The following is a 14,125-nucleotide window of genomic DNA, read 5'->3' as shown; positions in this document are numbered from 1 at the left end:
AGAAAAGAAAAATAAACCATTGTAGCAAAAAATTAATGCACATTTTTTAAAATTTCTTTCTGTAATATTTCTAAACTCTTAATCGTCGCTCTATCTATCACTTTTTCACGTGGTTGGCCAAAGTTAAATTCTTCAACAATTATATCAGTTGGGGTGGCCAAAGCGATAAAAACAGCACCAATTTCTGCATTTGAATCACCTTTTGTCGGTCCGGCGTTCCCGGTTGTTGCAATTGCGTAGTCTGTTTTAAGTATCTCTTTCACATTCAAAGCCATAGCCGAGGCAACCTCAGCACTAACGACCGAATATTGATCTACTAAATCTTGTGACACACCGAGAACGTTCACTTTTGCTTCTGTTGCGTACGAAACGACACTTCCTTTAAAATAATTTGAAGCTCCAGGAACAGCTGCTAAAAGCGACGCAATTTTTCCGCCTGTAAAACTTTCTGCGGTTGATATTGTTTTATTTTGTTTCGTTAAAAATTTTCCAATTACAGTTTCGATGGTTTCATTTTCTTCATAACCCACTATAATATCGTGAATTATCGCATCTAAAGATTTTACATTTTCTTCGATTGCTGCTTCTAATTCTTCTTTATTAGTGCCTCTTCCCGTCAATCGCAAACGCACTCTTCCGGGATTTGGCAAATACGCCAATTTGATGAAATCCGGCAGATTATTCTCCCAGTCTTCAATACGCTCTGCCACCATACTTTCTCCCTGACCGTAAGTAAGAATGGTTTTATGAATGATATACGGACGTTTATATTCACGAATTATTTTAGGAATTACTTCCTCTTCAACCAAGTATTTCATTTCATAAGGAACTCCTGGAAGCGAAATAAAAACAGTGTTTTCTTTCTTCATCCACATTCCGGGCGCAGTACCTACCTGATTGTGCAACACTGTACATTTTGACGGAACAAGAGCCTGATCTTTATTAACTTGTGAAATTGGCCTTTTATAAAATCCTTCTATTAATTGGGTTACATGCGCCAGAACTTCAGGATTCACAACCAGTTCATCATCAAAATATTCACAGAAAGTTTTTTTTGTGACATCGTCTTTTGTGGGTCCCAAACCTCCAGTAATAATTACAACATCGACTTTATTTTGCAATTGTGCAAAAGTATCCAGAATGTGTTTTTTATCATCGCTTATCGAAATCATTTCGTGTATTTCGACTCCGATTCTATCTAGTGATTTAGCGATAAAACCCGAATTTGTATCGACGATTTGACCAATTAGAATTTCGTCTCCAATTGTTATAATAGTTGCTTTCATGTAAATGTATTTTTTTACTTACCAGATTGTAAGTCATTATTAGAAAGTAGGTTATTGTTAGAACGATTTGCGTGAGGATAGAAATGACATCCTTTTGTGACAAACAAAAAGTGCTCTTTAACTAAAATTTTCCGAAACAAAAGATATAGTCTCCCGAAGTCTCGGGACCGACCTTATTTTTAACCTAAATTAAAAAAGGGCAAAAATAGAGGCACGCCCAAATTATAGGTCAAAGTCTTTTTTGATCTCTTTGATTGCTTCTTTTACCTGAACTTTAATACTTTTAAAGGTTTCGATAATTTCTTTCTTTTTACCTTCTGCTTTTGTCCACGCTTCAACTTGCAGGATTTCTTCAAAAGCCACATTTAAACCAATTAGGTCTAAAGTAGGTTTTATTTTATGGGCATAAGCGTAAGCATATTTATGATCCTTTTTTTTGATTCCTTCTTTGATTTGTTTTAAATCTTCGGGAACTTCAGTAACAAATAATTTCAGAATTTCGTTTACAAATTCAGGATCATTGTCTGAAAGCGCGTACACTTTCGAAAGGTTATATTTTAAAGCCATTATTTTACTTGTATTCTAAATAATTTTTTTTCTTCTAAAAAGCCTTCCAAAACATCGTTTGGTTTGACCGCTGCCACTCCTGCAGGCGTTCCTGTAAAAATAATATCTCCAATTTTAAGCGTAAAATATTGCGAAACATACGCAATTAGCTCATCAATTTTCCAGAGCATGAGGGCTGTATTGCCTTGTTGCACTGTTTGAGAATTGTTTGTTAACTCAAAACTAAGATTTTCCATTGAAACAAAGTCAGTTTTTGGCAAAAAATCTCCAATTACTGCAGAACCGTCGAATGCTTTTGCTTTTTCCCATGGTAATCCTTTTGCCTTTAGCTTTTCCTGTAAATCTCTGGCTGTAAAATCGATACCAACGCTAATTTCGTCATAATACTTATGTGCGAATTTAGGCTCGATATACTTTCCTACTTTATTAATCTTTACAATAATTTCAATTTCGTGATGAATCTCCTCAGAAAATTCCGGGATTACAAACGGATGCTGCTTTAACAAAACTGCCGAATCCGGTTTCATAAATATCACCGGCTCTGTCGGACGTTCGTTTTTTAATTCTTCAATATGATTGGTATAATTTCTACCGATACAAATTATCTTCATTTTTTTTTAAGTTGCTAAGCTTCTAAGAAACTATGATTCTAAGAAACTATGCAAAAAACCTTAGCATCTTAGAACCTTAGCCCCTCAGAACCTTTATTTTGTATTTAACTTTCTTAGCTTAATGGCTGTCAAAACCTTTTTAGTATACAATGGAAAATCGGCATTTTGAATCCAGCTGAAATACCCTGGTTCCGACTCTAAGACTTTATCTACTTTTACGCCTTTGTGCTTCCCAAAGGTAAAAATTTCTTCATTGTCTGCATCAAAAGCAATCATACCGGCAAAATCAGCAATTTTTTTACGGGTTGTAAATTCAGACAATGATTTCATATCATTTTCTAATTCCGGATAACGGTCTAATTGCGCTTTTAGGATTTCATAAGTCGCCATGGTATCTGCTTCTGCCGAGTGAGCATTTTCTAAACTTTTTCCGCAGTAAAATTTCAATGCCGCACTTAAAGTACGTTCTTCCATTTTATGAAAAATAGTCTGTACATCCACGGAAACTTTGTTTTTCATATCAAAATCAACTCCGGCGCGAAGTAATTCTTCAGCCAATAACGGAATATCAAAACGATCTGAATTGAAACCTCCTAAATCACTATCCTTGATCATATTATGAATTTGAGGAGCCAATTCAATAAAAGTAGGTTCATTCGCCACTTTTTCATCAGTGATTCCATGAACAGCTGTTGTTTGAGGAGGAATTGGAATTGTCGGATTCACCAACCAAGTTTTACTTTCTTTATTTCCGTTTGGAAAAACTTTGAATATTGAAATCTCTACGATTCGATCTTTTCCGATGTCAATGCCGGTTGTTTCAAGATCAAAAAAGCAGATTGGTTTGTTGAGTTTGAGTTCCATTTTTAATTTTTATAAGATTACAAATGTAATTTTTAAAACCAAATTTCCCTTCTTATTCTTTATTTTTTTTAACTAAAATGGACAATAATTTGCATTTTAAACTTAAAAAAAGATTCTGTTACGGATTTTTTCTCAAAACAAAAAACCCGGAAAATTATCAAATCTTCCGGGTTTTGAATTTATGTTTAATTGATTTAGAAATCTCTGTCTACATCAAAAGCTTCTAAATATTCAGCTACTCTTTTTACAAAACTTCCTCCTAAAGCACCATCTACAACTCTATGGTCGTAAGAGTGCGACAAGAACATTTTTTGACGAATTCCAATGAAATCACCTTCCGGAGTTTCAATAACTGCCGGTACTTTACGAATTGCACCAAGAGCTAAGATCCCAACTTGAGGCTGATTGATAATTGGCGTTCCGAAGACACTTCCAAATGTGCCCACATTGGTAACGGTATAAGTTCCGCCTTGTGTATCGTCTGGTTTAAGTTTTCCAGCTTTTGCACGGTTTCCTAAATCGTTAACCGCTTTTGCCATTCCAACAAGATTTAATTGATCTGCATTTTTAATTACAGGTACAATTAAATTTCCGTTTGGCAAGGCTGCTGCCATTCCTAAATTTATATTTTTCTTTTTGATGATATAATCGCCATCAACAGAAATATTCATTCCAGGGAAATCTTTTAATGCTTTTGCAACCGCTTCCATCATAATTGGAGTAAAAGTCAGCTTCTCACCTTCTCTTTTTTCGAAAGCCGTTTTAACTTTCTCTCTCCATTTTACAATATTCGTTACATCAACTTCGATAAATGACTGAACGTGAGCCGAAGTTTGCACAGAAGCTACCATGTATCCTGAAATCAGTTTACGCATTCTATCCATTTCAATGATTTCATCACCTCCATTGACAGAAACCGGAACTGCTTGCTGGCTTTTTTGAACTACTGGTTCCGTAGCTTTTACCGGTTCAACCGTTTTAGCAGGTTCAGCAGCTTTTGGCGTTACTACACCAGCTTTACGATCATCTATATATTTTAAAATATCTTCTTTTGTTACACGGCCGTCTTTTCCTGAACCCTGAATATTATCTAGTTCTTCAATAGAAATCCCTTCTTCTTTCGCAATATTTTTCACCAAAGGAGAAAAGAATTTATCAGATCCTGAGAAATCTTGTGGAGCTGATACAATTTCCTGTGCTGACTCTATTGTTTTTTCGATTGCCGCAACTTCTGCCGGAGCACTCGTTTCTTCTACGACTGTTGTAGCTGGCGCATCACCTTCAGTTTCAATAATTGCAATGGTCTGCCCTACCTGAACTAAATCATCTTTTCCAAATAATTGTTCAACTAAAACTCCTGATACTTCGCTTGGCACTTCACTGTCAACTTTATCAGTTGCAATTTCCAGTACAGCTTCATCAGCTTCAATTTTGTCTCCTACTTCTTTCAACCAGTTGGTAATAGTTGCTTCAGCGACACTCTCTCCCATTTTAGGAAGCTTTAATTCAAATCTTGCCATATTGTTAACCTCAAGGGTGATTTTTATTTTCTGATTGCGAAATTAATGAATATTTTAAATATAAATTACATTTAATATAATTTTTTACTTGATTTTTACAATTTGCCCTCTATCATTTCGCGAATCGCTTCCAATAATAAAATTGGCATTTTTGGGGAAAATCTTAAAAGTAATCCTCTTATCTTTAAGAGTTTCTATGATTTTGATACATTTTTTGAATGAAACATAGTGATTATCCAAAATTATCTCACCCTTATCGCCCCCTAAAATCAGGCACGAATTTACCATTTTTTCTTTTTTGAAATCTAAAAAGCGAACTTTATTTTTTAAAATAACGGGTAATTTTTCAGACAAAATTTTATTTGAAGAGTAAAAAATATAACTTTCGGGTACTGGTTTTGCATTTGGTTTTCCCTGAAACATTTTTATAAATGAAAAAATCATAATTCCGATTCGAATAAAAGCCGAAAAAAACCATGACTTCCTGAAATGTTTCATATAGAAAAAATTCATTGCTTCCTGAAAACGCTTCATATATTTTTCGTCTTTCACTGTACTTTCTCCCTTATAATGCAGGACTGTAGTTTCATGAAAATAATAATTTGACTTCTGTTTCTGTAAAGCACGATATGACAAATCGATATCATCGGCATACATAAAACAATCTTCATCAAAACCTTGAAGTTGCTTGTATAAATCACGCTCCATTAGCATAAAAGCACCAACGAGAATTTCGACTTTTCCAGTTTCATTGTCATTTAAATGCTGAGCATAATATTGATTGAAGAGTTTCCATTTGGGAAAAAGTTTATACAGACCAAAAACTTTCGTAGAAGCAACCCAGGGAGTCGGAATTCCGCGTTTGCTTTCGGGCAGAAAATTTCCTGTTCCGTCAATTAATTTACAGCCAATAATTCCGAGGTTCTCTTGCCTTTCGGCGAAAGCCAAAATTTTAATAAACGTATCTTCAGCAACAACTGTATCAGGATTTAAAATGCAGATATATTTTCCTTTTGCCTCAGAAACTCCAATATTATTTCCTTTCGGAAAACCAAAATTCTCTTTGTTTTGAATGAGTTTTACACCTGGAAAGCGTTGCTGCATCATCAAACAGGAATCATCGGTTGAATTATTATCGACAACAATTATTTCTGCTTCAAGCGCAGTAATTGCTTCCTGAACGCTTAAAACGCATTGTTCCAGAAAGTAACGCACATTATAATTAAGGATAATTACCGATAATTGCATGAAAAAACGGGCTATTGATTTTTTGGAAAGTTAGAAATTTTCTGTTAATCCCAATCGCAAAGACCAGTCGTTTTTACTGACTCCGTAATCTAAAGCCAAATTACTATTGTTTTTCTTGTTCCATTTAATTCGGATTCCGGTTCCGATTGCGGGATGCCATTTGTCAAATTGATAAGTATCCAACTTTGAAACTGACGAAATATTACCAAAAAAAACGGCTCCAAAAAAACCATTTTGGGTAATATCAGTTCTGTATTCGGTTTCTAAATAAATCAAGGCATTACTTCGATATCTGTTTTTGGTAAAACCACGACCTGTTTTTCCGTCGCGATCCCAACCGATACTTGGTAAATCAAGATAATGAGGTTTACCTCCAAAAGTAGACCAATAAAAAGCACGAGATGCCCAAACACGATGCTTATCTTTTCTAAACGAATGATATTTACGGGCATCAAAATATAACGATTGCCATTTTTTTCCATCTACACCGCTTGTATTTATTCTTAAATCGGCTTCGACATAAAGCCCCTCTTCCGGATTAATAATATTTTTTCTGGAATCATACAAACCCTGAAAAGCAAAGCCAAAGGAAGTTTCATCTGAAAAATCTCCGTTCATATATTTTACATAGTCGGTGTCTTCGTCTATATATGATTCTTCAGAGATATTTTGATAATTATCATATAGAAATCCAATTCCTAATCTGTAATTCCCAACTACTTTTCGGGTAATAAATTGGTAAAAACGCCATTGTTGGTAATCTAAATTCGACATTTCTTCATTTGTATTGTGGTCGCCTAATCCGTATGTTAGCTGTGGATAAATAAGAAAGCGGTAATCTCCAATAAAACCCCATTCATTATCTTTTGTATAAATATAGGACTGAATTGGAAAAACAAATTGCTTATTGAAACTAAAATAGGGCGAAAAAGAAACTTGCGACATATTGGTTGCCTCATGGTCTTCGCCTAAATAAAACGTAGTTAAAAAAGAGACAACCAGTCCATTTGAAGAATTGGCTCCGATCGGGACAGGCAATAATGAGAAAGCTAGTTTTCTATCTTTTCGAGCACTTATTGAATCGTCTTTTTTGAAAATTTTTCGAATAACATCTAAAATATCTTTGCTTTCCACAGATGTACTATCATTTTGCGAGAAACAAAATGGTGAAATAAAAAAAATAAACAAGATAAATTTGATTTTTAAACTATTCATTAAAAAGCCTTTAAGAATGGATTCTTACAAATTTAGAATTTTATTGAGACAATATTAAAAAAAGTTTCAGGTTTCAGATCACTCCACTTAAAACCTATTACAGTTTTTAAAGCTGCAATTGAATTTTATATTTGTTGCAAATTTTCATTACAAATAACATAATTGTTGAAAAGACCAAACTCCAAATAATTCCCGCGATACCTTCACGGAAATATTCCGGTATAATTTCTATTTTGAAAGCCAGATTAAAATAATAAATAACACCCGGCAAAATATAAATCAACAAAGGGTTTGCGGCTGCCGGCATGAAGAAATTACTCCATTTAGTTTGTTTTTTAATTTCCATTAACCAATAAAGAAAGTAAAATAACACTGTACAAATTGTTGCTGAGAACATTGTCCATGACGGCGTTCCTTTTATTTTTGAAATTCCGTAATAGGGTCTTAGGAAATGTGCAGTCGCAAAAAACAAGATTGCAAAACCAATTACCGGCCAATTTATTTTAGCAGTAATTTTTCGATCAAAAAATAATAATGATATAATTACTCCGGCTGTTACCAAAGCGGCGTGCGTTAAATGTCCGGCAATAAAACTAAGCCAGGATAATTGCTGAATTAATGAACCTTCTGTTAAATTCAAAGCATTTACAACAACACAAATTACCAGAAAAGTTATCATCGCCCATAATTTGCCATTAACCAGCCAATAATAAACTACTGTAAAAAGATATGCCCAACCAATTAAACCCAGAATTCCCCACCATTTTGGAGTCATTCCGATTTCTCCTGTATCCTGAACGTATAGAAAGTAAAGCGCTATTAAAACCAGCATTCCGCCATATTGCAAGGTATTTTTTATCCAAACCGGAAAATCTTTAGCATATTTATTCCAAATCGGAATTGGCATTGCGTAAGCTAAAAGTCCCCAGAAAGCGGGAGCAATTAGCATTTTTGAAGCATCATAACCATATTCAGCATTTACCATAAAGACACCTATGATTATTAAAGCTAATGCCCGTTTTAAAGTATGAGTCCAAATCGTTCTGGCACTATCACCTTTAATTAATCTTGCATTAAAGGCAAACGGAATTGACATTCCGACAATAAATAAAAAGGATGGAAATACCACATCAACAAAAGTCATTGCGTCAGCATCTGCCGGCATGTGTTTCATCCATTGCGGAACGTTTTTGATGCTGGCCAGTTCATTCACAAAAATCATTACAAAAATGGTAATTCCGCGTAAAGCATCAATAGAAACAATTCTGCTGTTATACAAATTCTGTTTAATTTTCATAAAGCGATATTATTGATAAAATTTACTAATAAGCGTTTTCTTCTCCTTTAAAAACATTAATAAGTGTTCTTACTATTATTTTTAAATCTAATAAAATGCTCCAATTCTCAATGTACCAAATATCATATTCCACCCTGTTTTGCATATCGATAAGCTCCTTTGTTTCGCCTCGGTAGCCATTTACTTGCGCCCAGCCAGTAATTCCGGGTTTAGCAAAATGACGAACGGAATAATTCCCAATTAATTCTCCGTATTCTTTTGCAAGATTTATCATGTGAGGTCTTGGTCCGACAACAGACATATCACCCATAAAAACATTAAAAAATTGTGGCAGTTCGTCTATACTTGTTTTTCGCATGAAAGCCCCAAATTTAGTCACACGACTGTCGCCTCTTCCTGCTTGTTTATCATGAGCCAAATCATTTACATACATGCTTCTAAATTTAAAACATACAAATGATCTGTTATCCCTGCCTGAACGATCCTGCTTAAAAAAAACAGGTCCGCGAGACTCTAATTTTATAATGAGCATAATAATAGGAAAGAGCCATGGAAAAACAAGCAGTATAACAGCAGCTGAAAAACAAATATCAAATACTTTTTTAGTCAGCCTGTTTATTGCCAGCTCTAAAGGTTCAGGACGAAACATTAAAACAGGTGTATTCTCATAAAAAGTAACCTCAACTTTACTTGATTTGGTATACAATTGAAAATCTGGAATGAATTTAATCCGCACCATATTTTGTTCGCAAATTTTAACCAATTTATTAATAACTTCAACTTTATCAATATGCAGGGCTACATAGAGTTCATCAACCTCTTCTTCAATTATAAATTGCTCTACATTATCAAATTTCCCTAAAATTGGAGTAAAACCAGAATTCAAATCATCATCAAAAAAGCCTAAAAATTTATAACCATACGTCAAATTTTTAGCCAATATTTTTCGCATACTTTCACCGGTTTCATTGGCACCGACAATTATAATTTTTTTAAAATTATACCCCTTAGCTCTAATGTATTTTAATATCTTCATTAAAGTGTATCGCGAAATCAATAATAAACCGAAAAAGAACAAATAAAAATACAATACTCGGAGTCGGGAAATATCTGAATATTTATAAAAGACAACGAAAAAGGCCAAAATAGCAACATGTATCAAAATCTTTTTTATAGTTCTTCTAAATATTGATTCTATATATTCTATTCTTATTATTCTATGCGAATCTTTAGTCATTAACAAGCCAATCCAAATTAAATTAGCTAATAATGAAACCGTTTTTTCATCTTTTAAAGAAAGCATCTCCAAGTCTCCAAACCTAACCAATGCAGAAAGCACTAAAGCCGTATTTAACAATACAATATCCCAAAGCACAAATAGCAATTTAGAATAACGAGATAAACGATAGTGCGCTAATTTTTGTAAAATTTTCATTTTTGAGACTGCTATTTGCACAAAAAATTTATAACGCAAAATACCATTTTAATTACATTTTCCTACTAATCTCAAAATTAATTCTTTTAAAACTTTACTTTTATCTTATTGAACTTTTAAAGTGCTGACAATGCTAAGAATTCTTTTGTTTTTTTTCTTAATGTCTTCCGCAATTCATGCACAAATTTCCGGCTGCACAGATTCGCTTGCGAAAAATTACAATCCATATGCTACAATAAACGACGGAAGCTGCAGGTATGAATCCATAAAAATAAAACCCATTTTATCTTTCAAATTAAGTGACTCCATCAAAGAAACTTCTGGTTTAATATCGTTTGATAATTTACTTTGGACACATAATGACGATCACGACAAGACTATTTATGGATTAGATTCTTTAGGGAAAATTCAAAAAAAAATTATTCTGGATCAAATTACCAATCATGATTGGGAAGAAATCACTCAAGACAGTTCCTTTATTTATATTGGAGACTTCGGAAATAATGCAAATGGAAATCGAACAGATTTAAAAATTTTGAAAATTGAAAAAAGATCATTTTCAGAAGAAAAACCAGTTATAGCGACTATTTCCTTTTCCTATTCTGACCAAACCGACTTTACTCCAAAAAAACCAAACACCACTAACTTCGACTGTGAAGCTTTTATCGTTTCTAATGACAGTATTTATTTGTTCACCAAGCAATGGCAATCGTCCAAAACAAGTATTTATGTTTTGCCCAATCAATCCGGAAATCATATTGCGCGTTTTAAAGAATCGCTGAACACAAAAGGTCTGGTCACGGGTGCAACTTTTTTAGAATCGAAAAAACTTATTGTACTTTGCGGTTACTCTAAATTCGGCAGACCATTTTTGTATTTATTATATGATTTTGAAAGCAATAATTTTCTGTCCGGAAATAAACGCAGAATAGCCCTACAGCTTTCTTTTCATCAAATAGAGGGTATTGCCACGAATGATGGCATTCATTATTATCTTACAAATGAAGCGCTAATTAGAAAACCTGTTCTAAATGTTGCACAGCAGATTCATTATTTTGATTTAAGTTCAGCTTTGAGCTCCTTTCTCCCTAAATCACACTAATTTAAGCTTACCACTTAAAAAAAATTACTTTTTTTTGACACTACTACCAAATCAACATTGGACTTAATTTATTGTTTTTGTGTCTCTTTCAATCTTTTAATTAAAATAATTGCGCGAATTTTGCAAAAAAGCATACACTACTCAAAAGCAATTAGTTAATATAATTTAATAAGCAACTTAAATGCATTAAGTATCATCATGAAAAATAAAATCTTGATTTTTTTTAGTATAATTATCAATACATTTTTATCCTCTACCTGGGCACAAAACGCTTTACCGGTTGATAAATTGGAGACCTCAGAGAAAAAAATAAAATATTACCATGTAGAGGAAATTGTTCCAACAAAATTTGGTGATAACAAAAGAACTTATAATGTTACAAACGAAAAATTAATTTCGACCTACAGTTTAGGTCCAAAAGGCAAAAGAATAGTAACTCCAGTATTTGAAGATGAACTAGACATACAACGACAGCTTGCCAGAAACAAAAGAATAGCCTCATCTCTAAAAAGAGCTGAAGAATTAAAAAAGGCAGCTCTAAATGCCAGAATTGCAAAATCACAATTCGATAATCTTGATAATAATTTATATGATATCGCTAAAATTGAAAAATCCAGTAAATTAACTAGTACAGAGGGCCCTGAAAGCAAATCTTTTTCTACGTTAAAAGAGGAATTAAACCTACAACAGCAACTTGCCAAAAGCAAAAGAATTGCAGCATCATTAAAAAGACCAAAAAAATTAAAATGGACAGCCCTAAATTCAAGAATTGGAAAATCACATTCTTATAATCTTGGGAACAATTTAAATAAAAGTGCCAAAATTGAAAAATCCAGAAAATTATCTGCAACAAAAAGCTCTGAAAGTAAATCTTTTTTCATTCTAAAAGATGAACTAACTCGGCAACTACAACCTGCTAAAAGTAAACAAAAAGCTCCCACGCTAACAAGAAGCGAAGCATTAAAAAGTGCAACCTTGAGTGCGAGAATTGAAAAAATACAATCTGCCAATCTTACTAAAAATTTAAATAATGTCGCTACAATTGCAAATGCTAGTAAATTAGATGTTACAGACAACTCTGAAAACAAATCTTTTATTAGTATTGATGTCATAGAAACTTATAAAAGAGTTGCTGAAAAAGGATACGAATCTGTAGAAATATTAACAACGATTGCTGATTCATATTATTTTAAAAATGACCTGAAAAATGCGCATAAATACTATGAAAAATTATTTAATAATTTCATTGGTGATGTAGAACCCGAATATTATTATCGCTATTCTATTGCCTTAAGATCAGAAAATAAAATAAAATCTGCCGATTTGTATCTGAAGAAATACAATGAGTTAAAAAACAAAAACCCTAAAAGGAACTCTTAGTTTTGCTTTTTCAACAAATCTAATAAGGTCTCTAATAGGGTGCTAAAAAAGATATTTAATGATATATTCTGAAATATTAAAATTTCAAAAAATAATGTAATTATTCGATTTGTTAGGAATTAATTGAATTTACAGTTTTCAGGAAATCTGCGATATATTTTTTTGATGGTTGAAGGCAAATTCAAAATCTTGACATAGTTCTGAAAAATAACCTGATTATGAATGTCTATGACTGGATTTTGTAAAATCATGACTAAATTATTTATGACAAGATTTACCCTGCTTCCATATACCTACTATAGATAAAGTATCAGCAATATTTTCGGTTGGATTGCCTTTTACTAAAAGTAAATCAGCTCTCATCCCTTCTGCAATAATACCTCTATCAGTTAAACTAAATCTTTTTGAAGTGACTGACGTCGCTGATCTTAATGCTTCAATAGGGGTTAAGCCTGCCTGAACCAAAAGTTGCATTTCATGATGTACGCTTACTCCATGAGCAAGGCCTCCAAGATGTGCCATTGGCACTGATACGTCTGTACCCACTAGTATATCCACACCTGCGTCATGTAGATCTTTTACGTTATTATAATTATCCTCCATATTACCTGATGGAAAAGTATTGAAACAAGAGCACATAGTCATTTTCCAATCTTGGTTTAGCTTGGGTTCAACCCTTTCGTCCTGAGCAATATGACAAGCGGAGTTGCCAATTATAGATGAATTTAGTACCAGGCAAGGCGTAACAAAAATACCTTTCTCTGCAATGGATTTTATCAGGTCTGGAGTCCAGGAAGGTCTGTCTATAAATAAGTGAGCAAGCCCATCCACACCTACCTCAATTGCCGTTTTTGCGGCTTCAGCTGTTAATACGTGTGCAATTGCAATTTTACCTAATCTATGAGCTTCATCAACTGCTGCCTTCAGTACATCAGGTTTTATCATTGGTAAACCTGGTGCATTCATAACAGTTCCTTCTTCAATCATTATTTTGAAATAATCAGCCCCATTTTCCATTTGTCGGTTTACAAATTGCACAGCACCTTCGATGGTTGTAACATCCAATTTAACACCCTCTTCTTTATTTCTCTCAGCGAAAGAAGATATAAAATCTTGTTTTTCTTGCTCTGTCATTTTCTCCATCTTTTTCAAGATAAAACTTGGTATGCCTTCCTCTTTAGGGATCAATTCGTCAGGATGTCCTCCGGGAGCAGTAAGAGCCATTCCTGATGAACGAACATCAGCTACATTACTCCAATCTTTTATTTGCATTTCACGGCCTTTTTTTGTCATACCGCCTTGCATTTCTAATTCAGTAGTTATCCCAAATTTTAATGCGTCTGCAAGTGAGTCTTCTGAAGTATGTACATGGGCATCAATTAGTCCTGGCAGTAAAGTAGTACCTGTACCATCAATTATTTCAGTATTATTTGGAAAAAAAACATCAATTGTTTCTGATTGTTGTGGTGTGAAATCAAATATTTTTACAATTTTTCCATCTTCAAATAATACTGTTTTAATCCCCAATACACTATTTCCATCAAATACATTAGTATTCACAATAGCTGTTTTTTTACTTTTAATCATTTTTTTTGAGTTT

Annotated in this window: 12 protein-coding genes; 2 read left to right on the top strand and 10 right to left on the bottom strand. The window is 33.4% G+C overall.

Annotated features, from left to right (window positions below; translation table 11 throughout):
• Positions 1 to 32: 32 nt before the first annotated feature.
• The 9 genes from J2X17_RS09710 to J2X17_RS09670 all read right to left on the bottom strand — a co-directional run bounded on the left by J2X17_RS09710 (position 33) and on the right by J2X17_RS09670 (position 10,043).
• Positions 33 to 1,286 carry a CinA family nicotinamide mononucleotide deamidase-related protein gene (locus J2X17_RS09710; RefSeq protein WP_310296979.1) on the bottom strand — a complete coding sequence of 418 codons (1,254 nt, stop codon included), beginning with the start codon at positions 1,284 to 1,286 and terminating at the stop codon, positions 33 to 35.
• 222 nt (positions 1,287 to 1,508) lie between these two features.
• Positions 1,509 to 1,853 (bottom strand): Hpt domain-containing protein, encoded by a 345-nt coding sequence (locus tag J2X17_RS09705; protein WP_310296976.1) that lies wholly within the window; start codon positions 1,851 to 1,853, stop codon positions 1,509 to 1,511.
• Complete coding sequence (locus J2X17_RS09700) at positions 1,853 to 2,464, bottom strand: fumarylacetoacetate hydrolase family protein (protein ID WP_310296973.1); 612 nt, start codon at positions 2,462 to 2,464, stop codon at positions 1,853 to 1,855. Before J2X17_RS09700 ends, J2X17_RS09705 begins: the two co-directional genes overlap by 1 nt.
• Before the next feature lie 93 nt (positions 2,465 to 2,557).
• Entirely contained in the window at positions 2,558 to 3,328 is a 771-nt protein-coding gene (locus tag J2X17_RS09695; protein WP_310296970.1) for a 3'-5' exonuclease, read from the bottom strand.
• Between the two features lie 194 nt (positions 3,329 to 3,522).
• Positions 3,523 to 4,848, bottom strand: a complete 1,326-nt coding sequence (locus J2X17_RS09690) for a dihydrolipoamide acetyltransferase family protein (RefSeq protein WP_310296967.1) — start codon at positions 4,846 to 4,848, stop codon at positions 3,523 to 3,525.
• Between the two features lie 84 nt (positions 4,849 to 4,932).
• Entirely contained in the window at positions 4,933 to 6,096 is a 1,164-nt protein-coding gene (locus J2X17_RS09685; protein WP_310296964.1) for a glycosyltransferase family 2 protein, read from the bottom strand.
• 30 nt (positions 6,097 to 6,126) lie between these two features.
• Complete coding sequence (locus J2X17_RS09680) at positions 6,127 to 7,311, bottom strand: BamA/TamA family outer membrane protein (RefSeq protein ID WP_310296962.1); 1,185 nt, start codon at positions 7,309 to 7,311, stop codon at positions 6,127 to 6,129.
• 106 nt (positions 7,312 to 7,417) lie between these two features.
• Positions 7,418 to 8,608, bottom strand: coding sequence for a DUF5009 domain-containing protein (locus J2X17_RS09675; protein ID WP_310296959.1), 1,191 nt, complete (start codon positions 8,606 to 8,608; stop codon positions 7,418 to 7,420).
• Positions 8,609 to 8,633: 25 nt separating this feature from the next.
• On the bottom strand, positions 8,634 to 10,043 hold the full coding sequence (locus J2X17_RS09670; protein ID WP_310296955.1) for an undecaprenyl-phosphate glucose phosphotransferase: 1,410 nt from the start codon (positions 10,041 to 10,043) through the stop codon (positions 8,634 to 8,636).
• Positions 10,044 to 10,173: 130 nt separating this feature from the next.
• Between J2X17_RS09670 and J2X17_RS09665 the strand changes: the two genes are divergently transcribed.
• Both J2X17_RS09665 and J2X17_RS09660 read left to right on the top strand, forming a co-directional pair.
• Positions 10,174 to 11,145, top strand: a complete 972-nt coding sequence (locus tag J2X17_RS09665) for a T9SS C-terminal target domain-containing protein (RefSeq protein WP_310296953.1) — start codon at positions 10,174 to 10,176, stop codon at positions 11,143 to 11,145.
• A 198-nt stretch (positions 11,146 to 11,343) separates the two neighbouring features.
• The gene (locus J2X17_RS09660) at positions 11,344 to 12,525 is read left to right on the top strand and encodes a hypothetical protein (RefSeq protein WP_310296950.1); all 1,182 of its coding nucleotides are present in this window, start codon (positions 11,344 to 11,346) and stop codon (positions 12,523 to 12,525) included.
• A gap of 258 nt (positions 12,526 to 12,783) precedes the next feature.
• Here J2X17_RS09660 and J2X17_RS09655 read toward each other — a convergent pair whose 3' ends face one another.
• Positions 12,784 to 14,112: an amidohydrolase family protein gene (locus J2X17_RS09655; protein ID WP_310296947.1), complete on the bottom strand. Its 1,329-nt coding sequence runs from the start codon at positions 14,110 to 14,112 to the stop codon at positions 12,784 to 12,786.
• Positions 14,113 to 14,125: the final 13 nt, after the last annotated feature.

It is taken from the genome of Flavobacterium aquidurense (assembly GCF_031458035.1).
Taxonomy (GTDB): domain Bacteria; phylum Bacteroidota; class Bacteroidia; order Flavobacteriales; family Flavobacteriaceae; genus Flavobacterium; species Flavobacterium aquidurense_C.
The sequence above is the reverse complement of the archived record's forward strand: the minus strand, read 5'-3'. Positions and strand labels throughout refer to the sequence as shown.